This is a genomic window from Enterobacter cloacae complex sp. 342H5, from assembly GCF_050030905.1.
GTDB lineage: Bacteria > Pseudomonadota > Gammaproteobacteria > Enterobacterales > Enterobacteriaceae > Enterobacter > Enterobacter intestinihominis.
The window spans coordinates 970,902-991,621 of the sequence record NZ_JBLGVB010000001.1 but is presented as its reverse complement, the minus strand read 5'-3'; the positions used below and the strand labels follow the sequence as shown (position 1 = coordinate 991,621).

Genomic DNA, 20,720 nt, shown 5'->3' with positions numbered 1-20,720 from the left:
GTGACAACTACATAGCAATGAATCACCACAGGTTTAACAGACACCTCAGAGTCATTTAAGATGACTTAAAAGAGAGGTGTCCATGAGTGGTAAACGTTATCCCGAAGGGTTTAAAATTGATGTGATAAAACAGGTTGTTACGCGTGGTCATTTTGCTTCCAGCATCGCAACACGTTTCTATACCACTACCCACAGTCTTTAAGACTGGATAAAAAAGTATGGGCCGAACTCCTACACCAATAAAGAACGGTCAGATTCTCAGGCCGAGATCCGCTGGCTCCAGAAGGAACTGAAGCGGGTTACTGACGAACGGGACATATTAAAAAAGCCGCGGCGTACTTCGCAAAGCTGTCCGACTAAGGTACGCCTTTATCCGTGACAACACCGGCTGCTGGCCTGTCCGTCTGCTCTGCCATGTGCTGAATGTGCGCCCGAGTGGGTTTTACGCCTGGCTTCAGCAGCCACATTCACGACGATATCATGCTGACCTGAAGCTGACGGGGCTTATCAAGCAGTTCTGGCTGGTATCGGGCTGTGTTTATGCTATCGCAAGATCTATCTCGATCTGCGGGATACCCCGGGCAACAGTGCGGTATAAAAAAGTCTCGCGCTTGAAGCAACATGAGGGGATAAAGACTCAGGTCGGATACCAAAGCCCACGGGTGCGTAAAGGTGAAGCCAGTATTGTGACCCCCAACAGGCACCAGTGGCAGTTCAACCCGGAAGCACCAGATAAACGTTGGGTAACAGACATAACCTATATACGAACCCACGCAGGCTGGCTGTATCTTGCAGTGGTCGTTGATCTGTTCTCGCGCAAAGTTATCAGCTGGTCAATGCAACCCTGGATGACAAAAGATATTGTCCTGAATACACTTCTGATGGCCCTGTGGCGACGTAATTCTCAAAAACAGGTGCTGGTTTATTCTGATCAGGGTAGTCGGTACACAAGCTATGAATGGCAGTCGTTCCTGAAATCGCACGGACTGGAGGGCAGAATGAGCCGTCGCGGTAACTGTCATGACAACGCGGTTGCTGAAAGCTTTTTCCAGCTACAGAAGCGTAAACGGATAAAGAAAAATATCTACGGAACGAGAGATGAAGCCAGAAGCGATATTTTTGATTACATCGAAATGTTTTAGAACAGTAAGCATCGGTATGGTTCGACCGATAAAATGCCACCTAAGGAAGTTGAAAATCAATATTATCAACGGCTCAGTGGTGTCCAGATTATCATGTCGATTCAAAGCAATCTTATCAGCGTCTCATGAGTTTTTATGATTATTTATGAGGATTTACCATTGCAAGCATCAGCAAGATCTTCCTGTGTCACACACGAAACGTGATGCCTCTCTGAACTTAACACCCCAGACATTGCTTTTAATTTAATACAAATGCAATAATATTCTCTGGATATGCATTTTTTCAAACAGGCCCTTACATGAAGATTAGTGCACTAACTGAAAGAATCTCTCAGAAAATTATGGGGTTAATTAATAATGGTGATATTGCTCCAGGTTCACATTTAAGTGTACCGAAGCTGGCCGAAATCTTTGATGTCTCCCGCTCCCCCGTACGCGAAGCATTAGTTTATCTTGAACAAAAAGATGTTTTGTTACAGAAGCAAAACCGAGGTTTTTTTGTTAAGGATGACTACATCCCTCATGCTGATACCAAGCAAGAGCTGTCAGAAGAACTCGACTTGCCTGAGTATTATCAACTGGCTGAGGATTGGCTGCAGGATAAAATCGAATCTGAAGTAACCGAGCTTTTTCTGATGAAACGCTACAACCTCACCAAAAGCCAGTTGTCTACAGTGCTCGCCAGAGGCATTAGTGAAGGATGGGTTGAACGTAAGCAAGGTTACGGCTGGCGCTTTCTACCGGTGGCAAAAACCAAGACCGCACTGGAGCAGATTTTCAGCTTCCGTATGGTCATAGAACCTATGGCCATCCTGGAACCCACGTTCAATGCTCCTCAGGAAAAAATCAACGATATACGACGCGAACTGGAAATGCTGCTGGAGAGCGGAATTGAGCGCCTCACCCCTACCCAGCTACAGCTGGCAGGCTATCGCTTTCACGAAACGATTATCGCTTTTTCGAATAATCCGTTTTTTGAAATCTCGCTGCGCAATGTCAACCGCATGCGCCGGCTGATGGACTATCGGATCATGGATGACCGTAACCGTTACTACGCTGAGGTAAAAGATCATATGCGGATCCTCGCCCTGATTGAATCCGGGCAGCGCATTGAGGCGTCCTATACCATGAAGCAGCACCTGTCCGTCGCCCTCGATAATAAAAAAATGCGCCGAATCAGCGCGGAAAGTTAACCCCTGCACCAAAAAAAATCGGCTCACACTGTGAGCCGATTGTCTGTTAACTGGCGACCGAATAGAGCGGATAAAGCCCCAGCAATAATCCCGAGCCCAGGAATATCATGCACAGCAGGAACGCCCACTTGAAGGTGTATTTTTGATGGTCGCTGAACTCGACCCCTGCCAGCCCCACCAGCAGATAGGTGGAAGCCACCAGCGGGCTTAACAGGTGCACCGGCTGCCCCACCAGTGATGCCCGCCCAATCTCAACCGGATCAATGCCGTAGGCTTTTGCCGCCTCAGCCAGAACCGGCAGCACGCCATAATAGAAAGCGTCGTTGGACATAAAAAAGGTGCCCGGAAGGCTGATCAGCGCGGTAATCGGTGCGAGATAAGGCCCCCAGGACTGCGGCAGAATGTCCAGCAGCGTGTTGGACATTGCGTTAACCATCCCCGTCCCTGACAAAATACCTGCGAAGATCCCGGCCGCGAGGAAAATCGAGGTCTGGTTCAGCGCGGCGGGGGCATGAGCAGCAATACGCTGACGCTGCGCATCCAGATGCGGGTAGTTAATCAACAGTGCGATGGCAAACGCCACCATGAACAGCACGGACAGTGGAAGCAGTTCCATCACCAGCGAGGCCATCAGCGCAAGCGTTAAGGCGGCATTAAACCAGAACATTTTTGGCCGACGCAGCTCGTCATTCACTTCATTGATGGCAGGCAGATAGCTTTCGGCATCTTCTTCGATGACCGCGCCATGTGCATTGGTCTGGATACTCAGTTTACCTAAACGACGGCGTTCACGAATGCCAATATACCAGGAGAGCGCCAGCACCCCTACCAGCCCGCAGATCATCGAGGGAATCAGCGGTATAAATAGCTCACTCGACTCCACCTTTAACGATGCCGATACGCGCGCCAGCGGGCCGCCCCAGGGAAGCAGGTTGGTGACGCTCCCGGAGAGGAAGACCACACAGGTCAGAGCAAGCGGGTCAAGACGAATACGTTTAAACAGAGGAAGCATCGCCGTAACGCAGATCATGTAGGTGGTTGAACCGTCCCCGTCGAGGGAGACCATCGCCGCCAGCAGCGCGGTACACATCACCGCCTTAACCGGATCGCCATCAATAATACGTAAGAAGAACCGTATTATCGGGTCGAATAATCCGGTATCGAACATGGTACAAAAATAAAGAATGGCGAAAATTACCATAATCGCGGTAGGCGCGACCTTCTTTAATCCCTCAATCATCATTTCGCCCATCTCGCCACCGAAGCCAGCAATCAGTGCAAACAGGATGGGAATAATAGTCAGGGCGGTCAGCGCGGATAATTTTTTGGTCATGATGAGGATCATAAAGACCACAATCATGCCGTAACCCAGGAACGAGAGCATAAGAGTCTCCGACGCAGATATTGCTAACTGCGTAATGAAAGAATGTACGTTATTAAATTATTAGGGAGAGCGATTAACTCATGTGCATACCGCCGTTGACGGAGAAGTTCGCCCCGGTGGCATAACCCGCTTCATCGGAAGCCAGCCAGGCACAAATAGAGGCAATTTCTTTTGGCGATCCCAGACGCCGGACCGGAATTTCCTGAACGATTTTATCGATGACCTGAACGGGAGTGACCGTCTTCAGTTTGCTGGTGGCCAGATAGCCGGGAGAGACGGTATTAACCGTGACGCCACGCGCCGAAACCTCACGCGCCAGGGCGCGGGTAAAGCCACGCACGGCATATTTTGCGGTGGAGTAGTTAACCTGCCCGACGGTGCCAATCTGCGCATTCAGGGAGGAGATATTAATAATGCGCCCCCAGCCGCGCGCCATCATGCTATCCACCACCTGACGCGTTACGTTAAATAAGGAGTTCATGTTGGTATCGATAACGGCCTGCCACTCCTGAGGCTGCATATCGCGGAATAAGACATTACGCGCGGTCCCGGAATTATTAATCAGCACATCCACCTCGCCGACCTCGGCACGAATTTTTTCAAAGGCATTTACCGTTGAATTCCAGTCTGCAACGTTTCCCTCAGAGGCGATAAAATCAAAACCTAACTTCTTGTTATCTTCCAGCCAGGCGTCCTTTCTTTTGGAATCAGGACCGCAACCGGCAACGACAATAAAGCCATCCTGCGCTAACCGACGACATATTGCCGTACCGAGACTACCCATTCCAGATGTGACATACGCGATACGTTGGGTCATACCCCTCTCCCGTTGCATTTTATTAACATTTGCTCACCACTTATTAACATTAAGCGGTGGACACAGGGATTCCGCAACCTAACCTTGTTGGAAATGTGAGCAGGATCGTTCAATTTCTGCATTTAACAACATTCAAATGCAATTTAAACATGAGGCAAAAACTGCACTCACGCTCTCCACATCGTTTTACATCGCTAAAATCCGCTAAACACCAGGCATAACGGGAAAACATACAGAGAAGTGAGATAAATATCACAGCGCAATAAATGCATTTATTATATAAAAAATGCAAATAAGACAGGAGTAACCATGACAACCTATGCTTACGTTGGCTGCCGGACCTCGGCATGGCGCGGTGCGCGCGGTAAGGGGATTAGCGTCTATCGGATTGCCGATTCCGGAAATTGGGAACTGTTACAATGCATCGCCTCCGTGCAGGACAACCCCGCCTGGCTGACGCTCGATCCCGGGCGTAACCGGCTCTACGTTCTGCACGGCGATGGCGACCGCGTGGCGGTATTCAATCGAGATCCCGACACCGGCCTGCTGAGCCTTTATCACCATCAAACCACCGGCCCACGTCACAGCAACCCGGACCTCGATCCCGCCCGTAGAAATAATCCGGTTGGCGCCTCGCTGACGCCTGACGGGAACACCCTGCTGATCGCCAATCATGAGGGCGGCAACATTGCTGCCCTGCCTGTCAGCGACGAAGGTCTGGAGCCGCCAGTGCACTTTGCGCCTATCGAAGGCCATACCGCCGCCCATGCCACACTGTCGCGCCCGCATGAAGTCGTTTTTGCGCCCGGCAGTCCGCTGTTTGCCGTGCCGGTTCAGGGCCGAAAGGCTGGCAACGGCATCGATATGATCCGTCTGTACCACTGGGAGGAGACCCGCTCATGCCTGGCCGATGAGGTGCAGCTCCCGGAAGGCAGCTGGCCGCGTCACGTCGATTTTCACCCCAGCGGAAAATGGCTGTATGGCATCAGCGAGCTGAGCAGCACCGTCACGGTTTATCATCTCGACCGGGAAAAGGGGACGTTCTCACTCACACAAACCCTCAGCGCGCTGCCGGCAGGCTATACGAGCCGGAGCGATGCCAGTGAAATCGAGGTGCACCCGTCCGGGCGATTTGTCTATGCCGCCAACCGGGCCATGACTCCATCGCCGTGTTCAGCATCAATCAACAGGATGGCTCACTGACGCCCACTGGATGGGTGCCCTGCGGCGGGAAAACGCCCCGCTTCACCACCCTTTCACCCGATGGCTCACGCTTCTTCAGCGCGAATGAAGACTCCGACACCATTCAGGTGTTCGACGTCGACAGCGAAACCGGTATGCTTTCCGCGACAGAAATCGTCATTGCAACGGCCAGCCCAACCTGCATCTGCTTTGCCTGATCCCGCAGGCTCAGCGTCGCTCTGCCTCTCCTTCGGGTTGCACAGCCTGCTCCGCCGGGAGCAGGCTGCCAATTAGCGTTTTCACCGACGGCGAAGCCTGCCCGTAATCCCGCACGCCGACAAGCAGCTCCCGTCTCGCCCAGGGCTCCGCTAACGGAATAACGCGGACGCCGCTGTGCAGGGTTGAGGATGCCACCTCATTCACCGGCAGCACCGCAATCCCCAGCTGCTGCGCCACCAGCTCGGCCATCGCACTAAAGCTGCTCACGCGCAGCCCCACGCTAAGGTTTTTCCCCAGGGCGCGCGCCTGGCGTTCAAGGATATGGCTCACGGCGCTGTTGCGGTGCGAGCCGATCAGTTTTTCATTCACAATATCGGCAAAAGTTAACTCGCTGCGCGCCGCCAGGGGGTGAGAGGGCCACACCAGCACCGAGAGGAGATCGTGCTGCCAGGGCCAGTACTCAATCCCTGCCGACGGGGTCCAGCTGGAGAAGAAGCCGACATCGGCCTCGCCAGCCAGTAACCCCTGCACAACGCTCATCCCGGTCTGTTCTTCAATTTCAATGTCGGTCTGCGGGTAATGCGAAAGATAGTCGCTCACCACCCGCGGCAGGTGATTCATCAGCGCCGCGGAGATGGTGTAAATACGGATGTGTCCCCGGATGCCTGCGGCATAATCGCTGAGCTCCTCTTCCATCTTCTCCAGATTGCGGAACACCTGGCGGGCATGATAGAGCAGGGAATGACCTGCCGGGGTCAGGGTTATGCCCCTCGGCATACGCAGCATCAGCTGCGTACCCACCTGCTGCTCCAGCTCGGCGATACGTTTGCTGACCGCAGATACCGCGGTATGTTTTCTGCGGGCCGCATGGGTGAGATTTTGCGTCTCCGCGACCGCCACAAAAAGAGATAAAGAGACCAGATCAAAACGCATCGTTTTATCCATAGTTAATGCTTCAGTGTTTGCTGAATGACGTAAGGCAGAATCCCACCGTGCCGGAGATAGCGCAGCTCCTGCTGCGAATCGAGGGTCAGCGTAAGCATGAATTCGCCCAGCAGCGATGTGCCGCGTCGGATCTGCATCGTCAGGGGTGTGCAGCCCGTCTGCAAATGATCCAGCCCGTCAACGTTAATCTCCTCGCGCCCGTCCATTTCTGGTAAACGCGCCGCCTCTTCAGGCGAGATATGTAACGGCAAAATCCCCATCCCGATAAGGTTAGTGCGGTGGATACGTTCAAAACTGTGCGCCACCACCGCCTTAACCCCCAGCAGCGCCTGGGCTTTAGCGGCCCAGTCCCGGCTGGAGCCTGCGCCATACCGCTCACCGGCGAAGATCACCAGGGGGGTTTCACGCTGCAGCCAGCTTTGCGCCGCTTCATACGCCGGCAGGATCTGCTGATGCTGCGCATCCCAGGCCTTGCCGCCGCCGCTGCGCTGCGCCTGCGGAAGCAAACGGTTGACCAGCGCGGTATTGGTGAACGCGCCGCGAACCATGACTTCGTGGTTACTGCGCCGCGTGGAGTAAAGGTTCAGATCCTGCGGATTTTCATGATGCTCAACCAGCCATTGCCCCGCCAGGCTTGCGAGCGGGATCGCCCCGGCCGGCGAGATGTGGTCGGTGGTGACATCATCGCCTAACCACAGGAAGGGATGCGCGCCAGAGAGGGTCAGGGTTGCGGCCGGATCCCGAGGCAGACGTTCAAGATAACCCGGACGGCGCAGATAGGTGGAGGTCGCCTCCCAGGGATAATGCACGCTTCCGGGGGCCACAATCTGCTGCCAGTGCGGGGTCCCCTGCCAGATAATGTCCCGGCGTTTGATGTAGTGCTCCGGTTTCATGATCCGTCCGAGCCACATTTCCACCTCCTCCCGGGACGGCATTAAATCGCGCATGGTAAGTGGCCGCCCTGCCTCGTCAACGCCAAGCAGGTCGTTCACCATGTCATGAGAGATATGTCCGGCAATCGCCCAGGCAATCACCAGCGCCGGAGAGGTGAGATAGCCGTGCCCGAGAGAAGGGTTCACGCGACGGGGGAAATTACGATTGCCGGACAGGACGCATACCGCCTGTAGCCCCTCGCTGACCAGCGCCTCCATTGCTGGTTGCAGGGCACCCGAGCTGCCAATGCAGGTCATGCAACCGTAGCCGGTGACGTCAAAGCCCACTTTTTCCATTTCGCTCAGCAAACCCGATGCACTGAGGTAGTCGGTGACCGCTCTGGAGCCCGGCGAGAACGAGGTTTTAACCCACGGCTTAGGCCGCAGCCCGTGTCTGGCGGCATTGCGGGCAAAGAGAGCTGCCTGAATGATAAGCCAGGGATTCGCCGTGGTCGTACAGCTGGTAATGGCGGCAATAGCCACCGCGCCCTGGCGGATCGGTTCAGGGTATTCAGACCGCGACCAGTGGCGCTCCCGCACTTGCGGACTGAGCGTGTCGGTGAAGCTGCTGGCCGCCTGACCCAGCGGGATCTGTTGATGGGGATTAACCGGCCCGGCCATGCACGGCTCAATGGTCGAGAGGTCGAGCGCAATAAGCTGGCTGAATTCAGGCTGCGGTGCATCCGCCGTCCGCCACAGATGCTGCGCCTGCATGTAGGCGCTGATGAGGGCCTGATTCTCTTCGCTACGCCCGGTTAACGCCACGTATTCAGCGCTGCGTTCGTCAAAGGGAAAGAACACCACCGTCGCGCCGTATTCTGGTGCCATGTTGGCGATGGTGGCCCGGGATTCAACGGACATGCTGGCTAACGCAGGTCCGGTAAACTCGACAAACTTACCGACAACGCCTGTTTCGCGCAGCAAGCGGGTGATATGCAGGGCCAGGTCGCTGTCGCTGACATCGGGTGACAGCGCCCCTGATAGCGAAATACCAATCACCTCGGGGAAGCTCAGGGTGACGGGTTCCCCCACCAGCGCGGCCTGCCCTTCGAGCCCGCCCACGCCCCACCCCAGAATGCCCAGGGCGTTGATCATCGGGGTATGGCTATCGGTGGCGATCATGCAATCCGCATGCAGGAGCGGCACAGGCGCGGTATTATCCACCGTCACCACTTCGGCAATGGTTTCAAGGTTCATCAGATGAATAATCCCGGTGCCCGGCGGGATCACGCGGAAGTTATCCAGGCTCTTTTCGGCCCAGCGGATAAAGCGGTACCGCTCAGCGTTGCGGCGAAAATCAAACTGCAGGTTATCTTCCAGCGCAGAGGCGGAGGCATAGCTTTCGACAATCACCGAGTGATCGATAGTCAGTACCGCCGGAATACGCGGATTGATCGCCGTGGCATCGCCGCCCAGCTCGGTTGTTAAATCGCGCATCGCCGCGAAATCAGCCAGTGCTGGCAGGCAGGTGGTGTCGTGGAACATCAGCCGATCGGGATAGAACTCAACCTCGCCTTTGTCCGCCGCCCCGGACAGCATCTGCAAAAATTGTGGCAGGGCCTCCGGGGAGCGCAGCGCGACGTTTTCCAGCAGCACGCGCAGGCTGAAAGGGAGGGCCTGCAACTGCGGCAGGGGCAGCAGCTGGGTGAGATCCACAAAATGATAGCGCTGATGATGAATCACCAGGTCAGAACGTTCGAGAGCCAGGGTTGATGTCATAGGGTCTTCCGTCACAGCAGTAATGTTATGTTCGTCAGGGGATAACGTGCCATGTCCGGGACGGGGCGAAAATTGAACTTTTGATAAGATAGCGTTCTCAAAACGAGAACGCTAAGAGGGAGATCACGCTGCGGCTAATTCTCGGTCAATAATCTGCTGTACGCTGCCTTCCGCCTGCCAGCGGGTCAGGAGCGCAACGAGATCCTGGTAGCACTGTTCGTTACCCCGGGGAACGCAGATAGCCTGGTTTATCTGACCAAAATTATCGGGCAGGACCCGATATCCCGCGTGCTCTGCGGCTGTCCGCTCCAGCGGCTGACGGATCCCCGCCGCCATATCCCCTTCGCCATTCAGAAACGCATCGATAGCAACCTGAGAGGAGCTAAGCCGGTTCAGGGTGGCGTTCTTTAGCTGGCGCGTCAGATGGAGATCGTAGGCCGCCCCTTTACCGACGTTGATCACCACCCCGGTTTTATCCATCTGCGATACGCTTTGCCACGGGCTGCTGTCGTTAACCAGAACCGTTCCCTGGATCTGGATATAGGGCTGGGTAAAGTGCAGAACCTCTTCACGCTGCGGATCGACCGCCAGAAACGCAATATCCCAGAGACCTTTTTGCGCGTCATCCACCACTTTTCCGGCGGTCGGATAGGTTTTGAACTGCGCCGTTCTGCCCCACTCCGCGGCGATTTTATGCGCCAGTTCCACCGTGATCCCGCCAGGACTGCCATCCGGCAGTTCCTTTGCAAGGACGGCATTACCCAGATTAATAGCAAAACGCAGGGGGTCAATGGCTGACATGGGGCTCCTCCGGAAGACGGTTACGGTCATGATTTTCAGTGTCGAAACTCAGGCGCTGGATTTTGCCGGCGACGAATAAATAACAGCACAAATTCAGGAAAGCGCAGACGCCAACGAAGATCAGCGCGCCGTTAAATGAGCCGGTGTCTTTAATAATGTAGGCAATTATAATCGGCGTGAAGATCCCCGAAATATTACCGATCATATTAAACAGCCCGCCGCTTAGGCCGACCGCCTCTTTCGGCGAGAAGTCGGAAACCACACACCACCCCATTGCGCCGAATCCTTTACCGAAGAAGGCCAGAGACATGATCGCCACGACAATCCAGGCAGAATCCACGTAGTTACAGATCACCATGCTGACGGCCAGCAGCATACCGATCACAATCGGCGTTTTGCGGGCCGCAGAGAGGCTAAAGCCACGGGAAAGCATGTAATCCGACAACACGCCCCCCAGCAGCGCTCCGGCGCAGCCGCACAGCGCGGGTAAAGAGGCGACGAACCCGGCTTTCAGAATAGTCATGCCACGATCGTGAACCAGATAAACCGGGAACCAGGTCAGGAAGAAGTACGAGAGTACGGTAAAGAAGAACTGCCCCATATAGACGCCGAGCGCCAGCCGGTTGGTCAGCAGTTTGCGGGTATAGCCCTTACCCGTGGTGTCGCCCTTTTTGGTGGCCTTCAGGTTGGTCAGCCCCCCGCCCGACTGGATGTAATCCAGCTCCTCGCTGTTCACCAGCGGATGGACCTTCGGGGTGTCGGCAAGAACCCGGTGCATAACCAGTGCGACCAGGATCCCCAGCCCGCCCATAAACCAGAACACCGACTCCCAGCCGAAGCGATAAGAGAACCAACCCATCAGGGGTAAAAAGACCACCAGCGCGAAGTACTGGGCGGCCGTGGTAAAACCGGAGGCTTTTCCCCGCTCGCGCGCCGGGAACCAGGCGGCGAGAAAGCGTGAGTTGGCAGGCAGGGTCGGCGCTTCAATTAACCCCATCATAAAAATAAAGCCGAAGATCATGATGCGGGTGATCCAGACGTTGTCAAACGAGGTGCTGAACCCCACCAAGAAAACGAACAGAGACCAGGTAAAGACCCCGGTGACCAGCACCCGTTTGGAGCCAAACCGGTCGAGTAACCACCCGCCCGGATACTGCCCCAGCACATACGCCCAGGTAAAGGTAGAGATCAGATAACCCAGCGCCACAATATCCAGGCCAGCGGCTTTGACCATATCGGGTCCGGCAATAGAAAACGTGGCGCGATCGCCATGGTTTAACGCAATACTTAAGAACACCATCAGCAAAATCATATAACGATAGTGCGTGGGTCTCTTTTTTGATGAAGCAGAGTCAGGAGTTGTCATTCTTTTCGGCCTTATCAGGAAGACGAAGAGTTAAATCCGTAAAGTTCAGCCGGGTTATCGACAAATAATTTGTGCCGAACCCGCTCATTACTTGCCCAGTGAAAAATCTTTGAAAGAATTAACGCGTCATCTGGCATCTTCTTATTTGCGCTAATGAGATTCGGGTGCGGCCAGTCGCTTCCCCAGACCACGCGCTCGGTGGCTTCATGTAAAAAACCTGTGATCACACCCGCCATGTCCGACACATCATCCCGCTGCGACTGATGGTAAAGCGCCGACAGTTTTACCCAGCAGCGGCCGGTACCGATGAGATCCCAGGCGAGCCTCCATGCCGGATGGGACATCGGCTCGGGCTGCGGAAGCCGGAAGAAATGGTCGATCACCAGCCGGCCCGGAAGCTGGGTTAGCAAGGCGCGCAGTTCCCAGAGCTGGTCGGCGGTGGCATGGATCTGCACATGCCAGCCGCGTTCGGCTACCCGGGCGGCCAGCGGCATCAGCATCTCCGGGGTGGTGATACTGCCCGCGCCAAAATTGAAGCGGATGCCGGTCACCCCGGCGGCGGCGAGGCAGTCCAGCTCCGCGTCGCTGACGGTATCCGTGACCACAGCTTCACCGCGCGCTACCGGGCCAAAGGACTTCAGCGCATCGAGTAAACAGCGGTTATCTGCACCGTAAGAGGAAGGTTGAACCAGGACGTGGCGCGTAAAACCCAGCCAGTGTTTAAACGCGCGATAATCGCTAACGGTGGCAGCGGGTAAATTGCGTTTATCATCGGGCGCATAAGGGTAACGCCTGTCAAAAATATGATGATGGCAGTCACAGCTATTCGCAGGTAATACGACACCGGGCAGAGACGTAATATGGCTGTATTTAATCTCTGCCTCTGTTTTCTCATTATTCACGACGGGGCCTTACTCTTTATGCCATGCCTACAGCACGTCAATTCATCAAACGCTTTAATTTATTTACGGCGGACTGCGGGCTACTTAATACCGCGCAGGAGACGGCGGAACTGACCTGCGGGTAAGCGATTTCCATAGAAAAATGGGCCAGAAGAATAGCGTCGGCCTCCTGGTGTTGCAGGGCCGCCTCGACAATCAGCTGGTTATGCAGGCTGGCATTGCCGGCGTTCAGGGCATCGCGGGCACCGGGGACCACATAACTGCTCAGGGTGGCATCTGAGTGGCATGCGGCCGCCAGTTCCCTGAATTCGTCTTCCATCCCTTTTACCGCAGGCCCGAAGGTGGCCAGCATGACGATATTCCGCCCTTTCTTCAGCGCATCCTCGAACATCGCTTCGTTAGGCTTGAGCACGGGTAGCGATTTTTCCTGCGCGCTGGCTTCGATGGCGGTGCCAAAGGCCGAACAGGTAAACAGCACCGCTGCGGCATCAATGCTGATGGCATACTCCACTAACGCATTGATACGGTTATTCATGCGCGGGGTAAGCGTGGACACTTTCGCGCGATCCACGCTCAAGGCATCGTCAAGCAGGTTGCTGACTTCAGCGTCAGGCCACAACTGCTTAAAGGTGTCATTGATTGGTGCCACGGCCAGAGGGGTGGCATGGATCAGGACAATACGTTGGCTCATGGCTTTCTCCAGATACCAAGCTGCCCGAGCTCGGGCAGCCACAACTCATGCTCAGGCGCGAATAGCCGCTGCCACTTTTTCAGCAAAGGCTTTGGTGCCGCATGTGCCACCCAGATCCGGAGTGCGGGTCGCCGGGTTCTCCAGCACTTCGTCCACCGCACGGTTGATCTCATCCGCCGCTTTCAGGAATTTCGGCTGGTTATGCTTCTCGGCATACCAGGCCAGCATCATTGCTGCGGAGAGGATCATCGAAACCGGGTTAGCTTTATCCTGGTTCTGAATATCCGGCGCGGAACCGTGCTGCGCCTGCGCACAGCAATGGGTATCGCTGGCCATAATGGAGCCCGCTAAGCCCAGGCTTCCGGAGAGTTCGCTTGCCAGATCGCTGATGATGTCGCCGTAGAAGTTGGTAGCAACCAGCACGTCAAAGCGTTCCGGGTTACGCACCAGGTGCGCAGTGGACGCATCCACCAGCAGGTCATCCAGCTGCACTTCCGGGAACTCTTTCGCCACGGTGCGCACCGCTTCCAGGAACAGACCATCCGTCATATGGAAGCTGTTGGCCTTGTGGATAGCCGTCACTTTTTTCTTACGCTGCATCGCCAGCTCAAAGGCTTTACGCGCAATACGCTCAGAGCAATGACGGGTGATTTTGCGGGTAGACAGCGCCATATCCGGGCTCGGCATTACCTCACCCCAGCCGCGCGTCATATTACGATCCGGGTAAAAACCTTCTGTGGCTTCACGCATGATCACCAGATCCATGGTTTTGCCTTCTTTCATGTTCGACGTCAGGAATGGACGCGTGCGGGCCGGGCGAACGTTCGCATACAGGTCCAGACCGATACGGAAGCCCGCTGAGACGTTACGGCCACCCTTTTCAGGTGCTGGATAGTCCGCGTGGGACTGGGTACCGAGAATGATGCCATCGTAGGTTTTCGCTTTGTCTAACGACTCCTGACGAAGCGTGGTGCCATATTTTTCCAGGCTATTGAAGCCCACATCTTCGTAGTCAAATTCAAAATCCAGGCCGAAGGCTTTATCCAGTGAATTCAGCACTGTTACTGCGGCTGAAGTGATTTCAGGACCGATACCGTCACATGGCAGAACCAGAATGCGCATAAAAACTCCAATAGGTTGTTTGCTTTCGATTGCATTTTTATATCAATAAATGCACCTAACACAAGGTGATGGCGATCACATTTATCTGATAAAGCTTTTTTGATTTAGCATTTTGTTTACCTTTCATGCACTTGCGGACAGCGATTTTTGCGGCCACAAGCACCTGTTACTGTTGCACTGCAACGTTTATGGCTGACAGGCATATGAGATCTCTGAATCGGCGGAAAAGTGTGATCTTAACCACGTTTTAACAATCACCACATTTGCATTTATAAACACATAAAAGCAGTATAACCCCATCAACGGGTTTCAGAGGAATGAACATGACTAAGTTAGGCGTTATCGCCGACGACTTTACCGGGGCCACAGACATAGCCAGTTTTATGGTCAACGCAGGCTGGAAGGTGGTGCTTTTTAATGGCGTGCCCACGGGCGTTTTCGACACGCAGGATACGGATGCCATCGTGATTGCCCTAAAGAGCCGCTCTATCCCGGTCAACGAGGCGGTGGAGCAGTCGTTATCGGCCTCGGCCTGGCTAAAGGCGCAGGGGTGCCAGCGACAGCTCTTTAAATATTGCTCCACCTTTGACTCGACCGCTCAGGGCAATATCGGCCCGGTGACTGATGCGCTGATGAAGTTCTTAAATACGCCCGCCACCCTCGTCTGCCCGGCGGTACCGGATAATGGCCGCACGATTGTGCACGGCCATTTGTTCGTTAAGGGTGAGCTGCTTAATGAAAGCGGCATGGAACATCATCCCGTCACGCCGATGAAACACTCCTCCCTGAAAAAGCTGATGGAGGCGCAGTCCGTGGGGCTGTGCGGGATGATTAATCTGGATAAGGTGAAAAACCACCCGGATGACATAGCGTCTGAGATGGAAAAAGAGCTGGCGAACAAAGCCCGTTATTTCATCTTCGACGTCCTTGATAATCAGGATCTGCTGACTGTCGCCCGGGCTACCGCGAACTTCCCGCTGGTGACCGGTGCCGCCGGGCTGGGTTACGCCATCGCCACCCTGGATGAGCAGAGCACCTTGTCCGGAAAACAGGCTATGCACATTGATGCCAGCGGCGCCAGCGTGGTGCTCTCAGGCAGCTGTTCCGCCATGACCAATCAACAGGTGGATTTCTATCAGCAGCGCGCCTCCTCTCTGGCGCTGGATGTGGAAAAAATCATTCACGATCCCGCCTATCTGGAGTTCGTGGCGCAATGGGCGATCGCCCATGCCGGTGAGCCTCTGGCACCGATGGTCTACGCCACCCAGCCGCCGCAAATCATTGAGCTGATCCAGAAGCACTACGGGGCTGAATACGTCAGCGACCGGATTGAAACCTTCTTCTCTTCGCTGGCCCAGTCGCTGACCCGGGCTGGCTTTAACAAGTTTATCGTCGCGGGGGGCGAAACTTCGGGCGCGGTGACGCAGGGATTGAACATTGAGGGGATGGTTATTGGTGAACCGGTCGCGCCGGGCGTGCCCTGGACCCAGGTCCTCAACAAACTGCAGTGGGTGATCCTCAAATCCGGGAACTTTGGCAGCCAGGATTTCTTCCAGAAAGCACAGGAACATTATCATGAGTGAAAAACAGTTAAGAGAGGATATGGTTCGCTATGCACGTTCCATGTTTGAGCGCGGATACAGCAGCGGCGGCGCGGGCAATATCAGCCTGAAACTGCCGGACGGTAATATTCTGGCGACGCCCACTAACTCCAGCTTTGGCGACCTCGATGCAGACGAGCTGAGCAAAGTCACCATGCAGGGAGAGCTGCTGTCCGGCCAGAAAGCCTCTAAAGAGGTGCTGATGCACCTTGCAATGTACCGTCAGCGCCCACACTGTGGCGGCATCGTTCATCTGCACTCTCCCTGGCTCACCGCCCTGTCGTGCCTGCCAGGCATCGACCCTGAAAATGCCCTGCCGCCAATTACCCCCTATTACGTGATGCGGGTGGGTAAATTGCCGGTGGTGCCTTACATTCGCCCCGGTTCACCGCTAATCGCAGAGCATGTTGAAAAACTGGCGGCGGAACATAACGCCATTCTTTTAGCCAATCACGGACCCATTATTTCAGGCAAAAATATCCGCGAGGCGGTATTTAATGCCGAAGAGTTAGAGGAGACGGCAAAACTGTATTTCATGCTTAAACCATTTGGCATGAATACCCTGACTCAGGAAAATGTCGACGAGCTTAACGCCACATTTAATATGAAGTAACTGAGAGTAAAACGCCCTGTGTTAATTTATTACGCAGGGTTTGCCCTACCTGTGTAACCAAAATTATAATAAGGTCGCCTATGTCTCTTATGCTTATCACCGGGATAGTTATGTTTATTATATTAACCTGGTGTCTTCTGAAAAACATATTTCCCCCGAGCATCTTATTTATTATCCTGCCTACCGCCGCCGCATTAGTCTGTGGCTTCGGTTTTAAAGAGTTAGGCGACTATGTTGCCCAGGGGTTGAAATCTGTAGTGGGAACGGCAACGCTCGTTGCCTTCAGCGCCATGTTTTTCACCCTGATGAAAGAAGCCGGCGTGTTCGACGTGATCGTGCGCTTTATTCTGCGGTTCATTACGCCGTCGACCTTCTCCGTCTTACTCGCCACCCTGGTGATCGCCTCCATTTGCAGCCTTGACGGGAATGCCTATGCCACCCTGCTGGTAACGGTGCCCGCCCTGCTGCCCATTTATGAAAAGATGAACATCAGCAAAAAGACGCTGTTACTGCTAATCACCGTGGGTGTGGGCGTCACCGGGATCACCCCTTGGGGCGGCTCGCTCAACAGAGCGATTGCGGTGACGCATCTGGATATTCTGGACGTCTATTACCGGCTGATCCCGTTACAGGCAATTCTGTTTGTACTGGGGGTTATTCTTTGCTGGTTTATGGCGAGGGTCGAAAACAGAAGCGGCTCGGGTATTTCCCCGGATGAGTTTCATCTTATGCGGGCCGATATGCTGACCTGTAAAACCGTTCATCATCCCTGGCTGCTGAAGCTCAATTTTGCTTTAGTCATCGCCACCATTGTTATTCTGGTATCCGGCCTGGTTGCCGGGAATTATCTGTTTATGATCGCCTTCTCGCTGGCGGTTATTATTAATTATCCCGATACGAAGACTGCGCAACAAAAAATCAAAGAGTACGCCCTGACGATATTCCCGGTGATCGTCATCTTTTTAACTATCGGCGTATTTGTCGGTATTCTGCAAAACACAGGCATTATTAAAGTGTTGGTGAACGAGATTGCCGACATCTTCCCCACCAGCCTGGGGCCCTATCTATATCTTATTCTCGCGGCCTTCAGCGTGCCGATTGTGATTCTGATAGGTTCCGATGCGTTCTACTTTGCGCTGTTGCCTCTCGCGGTCGGGCTGGGGCAGAGCTTCGGCGTGTCGCCTCTGCACGTCACCATCGCCATGCTTATCACCGAGCAGATTGGCTTGCTGCTGAGCCCCGTCATCCCGGCCACGCATCTCGGGCTGAGCCTGCTTAATTTACGCGTTGACGAGCATATCCGGCACTCGATGGCTAAGGTGTGGATTATGAGCGTCTGCGCACTCGTCGCAGCACTGGTAATCGGAACGATACCTGTATGAGATTGACATATTTTCAGTCTTATAGAACATAGCGTGTAAATAAAGGGACAGAATAATATCTGTCCTTACAGATTTACCAGTATATTCATCATTTCCAATGAATAGGTCGTCGGTCTCGTTTTCAAGTCCATTCAATACTCCCCTTCGAATAATATCCGCGCATCAGGTAATGCCCTCCTTTCTGAGATATGCCAACAACAATTCTTTCTTGTATATCTGCTTTCTCCGGTTCTCGGTTTACCCTTTAGTGGCCGATTAATGCTTCTTATCCAGTTAGCTATGCAGCGGCAATATGCCGAGCACTATCGCACCTGCCAGCATGCATAGTACGGTTCCCACCGCCCACTTAAGGCTTGCGCGCTGATTCAACCCATAATCCAGGTCGAGAATCCCGACAAGCAGGTAAGTTGACGCAACGAGCGGGCTGAGTAGGTGAACCGGTTGTCCAATCAACGAAGCAATCGCCATTTGCATAGGCGAGAACCCATAGCTGGCGCCTGTTTGCGCGAGAATAGGCAACACGCCGAAATAGAAGGCGTCGTTTGTCATGAAAAATGTAAACGGCATGCTGATCAGCGCCGTAAGAATGGCAATCCAGGGCCCAGCCGAGGCTGGTAGTGACTGCACAAGACTGTTAGACATGGCATCAACCATGCCAGTACCTGAAAGTATGCCGGTAAAAATACCTGCCGCAAAAATCAGAGAAACAATGGCAAGCACGTTTTCTGCATGTTTGGCAAGGAGTTCCTTCTGACGCTTGAGATCAGGGAAATTCACCAACATCGCCAGCGCAAAGGCAATCATGAAAAGTGTCGCCATAGGCAAAATGCCCAGAATTAACATAACCAGAAGGGCAATGGTCAGCGCAGAGTTGAAAAGATAACGGTAATTGGTTACGGAGGTACGCTGTTCGGTCTCTTCGCTCAGATCGATTTCAATTACACCAAGCCGGCGACGTTCGCGTAGTCCAAAAATAACGGCAACCAGCATTACCCAGGCGAGACCGCAGAGCATAACGGGCAGAAGCAACATAAAGAGATCACCAACGTCTACTTTCATGGCGCTGGCGGCGCGCGCCGTAGGCCCTCCCCAGGGAAGCATGTTCATTACTCCGATAGAAAGCAACAGCACAGTGGCCATGTACTGAAGTTTAATTCCCAGCCGGCGATAAAGTGGAAGCAGGGCTGCCGTACAGATGAGATAGGTGGTTGCTCCGTCGCCATCAAGTGCCACGCTGATACCCAGGATAGCGGTGCCTACTAATACCTTAAGCGGATCGCCTTTTACGATACGGACAATGAGCCGGATAAAAGGATCGAACAGTCCGGCGTCGGTCATGACACAAAAATACAGGATGGCAAAAGTCAGCATGACACCAGTGGGGGCAAGCAGCTTAACACCATCTATCATCATTTTTCCCAGCTCCGCATGGAAGCCTGCCACAACAGCGAAAAACAGCGGCACAAGGATTAATGCAAGCAGAGCTGACATTCTGCGAGTCATGATCAGGAACATGAACACGCCTATCATGAGGTAGCTTAATATTGTCACAATTGCACCTTCTTAATCTTTCATTGCGTTCTGTTAGATAGAACAACATTTTGTTTTATTGGTGTTAACTGTTGCGGTGAAGAGAGCCAGGCGTCAAGAAAGGTTGTAAACAAAATGTAATATTATTGAGCCGGATCGAATTTTTGATGGAATTGTGAGCATGCCTTCATCGGCATGCTCTGGTTTTCAGGTGTGAGAAAATAACCTACGGCCGGGTGCGAGGGCGGGAAATTGTTGAATGGTGCCGGTAGAAGAATCCGTTACGAATGCGGTGGCATTATCCTGGCCGCCGAATGCGATATTAGTAAGCGTACGGCCACCGGTACAGCTGTCATATCGGAAAAGCGGCACGCCATAGCGGCTGAAAATCCATACGCATCCGTGGCCCGCATCGCATACGTATACGTTACCTTCCGCATCAAGCCCCATGCCATCTGCACCGCTGACGCCTCCTGCCATGGCAGTAAAAATGCCCACTTTTGACGAGGGGCCATGCTCAGTAACAGGCAGCCGCCAGACGGCATTGCCCCGCGTCATGGCAACCAGCAGCGCCTTTCCTTCATGGTCCAGAAGCAGCCCGTTCGGACTAGGTCCGTTTGATAAAAGGCATTCAATCCTGTTTGCTTCAGGTTCAAAGCGATAAACGCGCCCGGTTGGGTCCTGCATGCCCGTCTGTCCCTGATCGGTAAAATAAAGCCGTCCGGACTCGTCAAAAAACAGGTCGTTCACCCCTTTAAAACTCTCGCTTCGTATGTGTGTAAGTATGGGGGAAACATCAGGTGAGGACGGGTTGAGTGCCAGTATGCCCCGCCTGTAGTCTGCGATGAAAAGGCGGCCATCGCGGTGAAAAGCCAGACCATTGGGCCACCCATTATATTCGACTACTAGAGACCATACGCCTAGCTGATCAATTCTGAAAATCCTGCCATAAGGAATGTCCGTAACATAAAGGTCCCCGTTCCGGTCAAAAGTGGGCCCTTCTATGAATGCCGTTATCTTCTGTCCAGGCTTATTTGCCCGGACCCAGTCTGAATCACCATTACGATAAAAGTTTTCAGGCATGCTACTGAAAATTTTGCATTTTCTTGCTGATGGCGCCGTAAATAGGCTCATAAATATTCAATCCTGATAAAAAAATATCTTGTCGAATAAGGTACT

General features: G+C 53.8%; 15 protein-coding genes and 2 pseudogenes. 6 read left to right on the top strand and 11 right to left on the bottom strand.

Annotated features, from left to right (window positions below; all coding sequences use genetic code 11):
• Positions 1-82: 82 nt before the first annotated feature.
• Positions 83-1,271 (top strand): annotated as a pseudogene (locus ACQG03_RS04905) (IS3 family transposase).
• Between the two features lie 170 nt (positions 1,272-1,441).
• Positions 1,442-2,335: a GntR family transcriptional regulator gene (locus ACQG03_RS04900; RefSeq protein ID WP_063152659.1), complete on the top strand. Its 894-nt coding sequence runs from the start codon at positions 1,442-1,444 to the stop codon at positions 2,333-2,335.
• A gap of 46 nt (positions 2,336-2,381) precedes the next feature.
• Here the strand turns inward: ACQG03_RS04900 and ACQG03_RS04895 are convergent, their stop codons facing one another.
• Together ACQG03_RS04895 and phbB are read right to left on the bottom strand one after the other, a co-directional pair.
• The gene (locus ACQG03_RS04895) at positions 2,382-3,719 is read right to left on the bottom strand and encodes a CitMHS family transporter (RefSeq protein WP_063163735.1); all 1,338 of its coding nucleotides are present in this window, start codon (positions 3,717-3,719) and stop codon (positions 2,382-2,384) included.
• A 73-nt stretch (positions 3,720-3,792) separates the two neighbouring features.
• Complete coding sequence (gene phbB, locus ACQG03_RS04890) at positions 3,793-4,536, bottom strand: acetoacetyl-CoA reductase (RefSeq protein ID WP_063163736.1); 744 nt, start codon at positions 4,534-4,536, stop codon at positions 3,793-3,795.
• Between the two features lie 309 nt (positions 4,537-4,845).
• Between phbB and ACQG03_RS04885 the strand changes: the two are divergent.
• Positions 4,846-5,936: pseudogene (locus ACQG03_RS04885) on the top strand (lactonase family protein).
• Between the two features lie 10 nt (positions 5,937-5,946).
• Here the strand turns inward: ACQG03_RS04885 and ACQG03_RS04880 are convergent.
• The 7 genes from ACQG03_RS04880 to ACQG03_RS04850 form a co-directional block, all read right to left on the bottom strand.
• Complete coding sequence (locus tag ACQG03_RS04880; RefSeq protein ID WP_063163738.1) at positions 5,947-6,882, bottom strand: LysR substrate-binding domain-containing protein; 936 nt, start codon at positions 6,880-6,882, stop codon at positions 5,947-5,949.
• 2 nt (positions 6,883-6,884) lie between these two features.
• On the bottom strand, positions 6,885-9,533 hold the full coding sequence (locus ACQG03_RS04875) for an aconitate hydratase (RefSeq protein WP_063163739.1): 2,649 nt from the start codon (positions 9,531-9,533) through the stop codon (positions 6,885-6,887).
• A 123-nt stretch (positions 9,534-9,656) separates the two neighbouring features.
• Positions 9,657-10,334: a transporter substrate-binding domain-containing protein gene (locus ACQG03_RS04870; RefSeq protein WP_063163740.1), complete on the bottom strand. Its 678-nt coding sequence runs from the start codon at positions 10,332-10,334 to the stop codon at positions 9,657-9,659.
• On the bottom strand, positions 10,321-11,700 hold the full coding sequence (locus ACQG03_RS04865) for an MFS transporter (RefSeq protein ID WP_063163741.1): 1,380 nt from the start codon (positions 11,698-11,700) through the stop codon (positions 10,321-10,323). The genes ACQG03_RS04870 and ACQG03_RS04865 overlap by 14 nt, the downstream gene beginning before the upstream one ends.
• Positions 11,701-11,714: 14 nt before the next feature.
• Positions 11,715-12,602: an amidohydrolase family protein gene (locus ACQG03_RS04860; protein WP_063163742.1), complete on the bottom strand. Its 888-nt coding sequence runs from the start codon at positions 12,600-12,602 to the stop codon at positions 11,715-11,717.
• Positions 12,603-12,639: 37 nt separating this feature from the next.
• Positions 12,640-13,293 carry an arylsulfatase gene (locus tag ACQG03_RS04855; RefSeq protein ID WP_063163743.1) on the bottom strand — a complete coding sequence of 218 codons (654 nt, stop codon included), beginning with the start codon at positions 13,291-13,293 and terminating at the stop codon, positions 12,640-12,642.
• Positions 13,294-13,344: 51 nt separating this feature from the next.
• Positions 13,345-14,415, bottom strand: coding sequence for an isocitrate/isopropylmalate dehydrogenase family protein (locus ACQG03_RS04850; RefSeq protein WP_063163744.1), 1,071 nt, complete (start codon positions 14,413-14,415; stop codon positions 13,345-13,347).
• Positions 14,416-14,738: 323 nt separating this feature from the next.
• On the opposite strand from ACQG03_RS04850, the gene otnK reads away from it, so the two are divergent.
• The 3 genes from otnK (at position 14,739) to ACQG03_RS04835 (ending at position 18,011) form a co-directional block, all read left to right on the top strand.
• Positions 14,739-15,998, top strand: coding sequence for a 3-oxo-tetronate kinase (gene otnK, locus ACQG03_RS04845; protein WP_063163745.1), 1,260 nt, complete (start codon positions 14,739-14,741; stop codon positions 15,996-15,998).
• Positions 15,991-16,629, top strand: a complete 639-nt coding sequence (locus ACQG03_RS04840) for an aldolase (protein WP_063152671.1) — start codon at positions 15,991-15,993, stop codon at positions 16,627-16,629. Before otnK ends, ACQG03_RS04840 begins: the two co-directional genes overlap by 8 nt.
• Before the next feature lie 62 nt (positions 16,630-16,691).
• Positions 16,692-18,011 carry an SLC13 family permease gene (locus ACQG03_RS04835; RefSeq protein WP_367281611.1) on the top strand — a complete coding sequence of 440 codons (1,320 nt, stop codon included), beginning with the start codon at positions 16,692-16,694 and terminating at the stop codon, positions 18,009-18,011.
• Between the two features lie 273 nt (positions 18,012-18,284).
• Here ACQG03_RS04835 and ACQG03_RS04830 read toward each other — a convergent pair whose 3' ends face one another.
• Positions 18,285-19,565, bottom strand: coding sequence for a CitMHS family transporter (locus tag ACQG03_RS04830; RefSeq protein WP_063152672.1), 1,281 nt, complete (start codon positions 19,563-19,565; stop codon positions 18,285-18,287).
• 183 nt (positions 19,566-19,748) lie between these two features.
• Positions 19,749-20,675, bottom strand: coding sequence for an SMP-30/gluconolactonase/LRE family protein (locus tag ACQG03_RS04825; protein ID WP_063163747.1), 927 nt, complete (start codon positions 20,673-20,675; stop codon positions 19,749-19,751).
• Positions 20,676-20,720 lie beyond the last annotated feature (45 nt).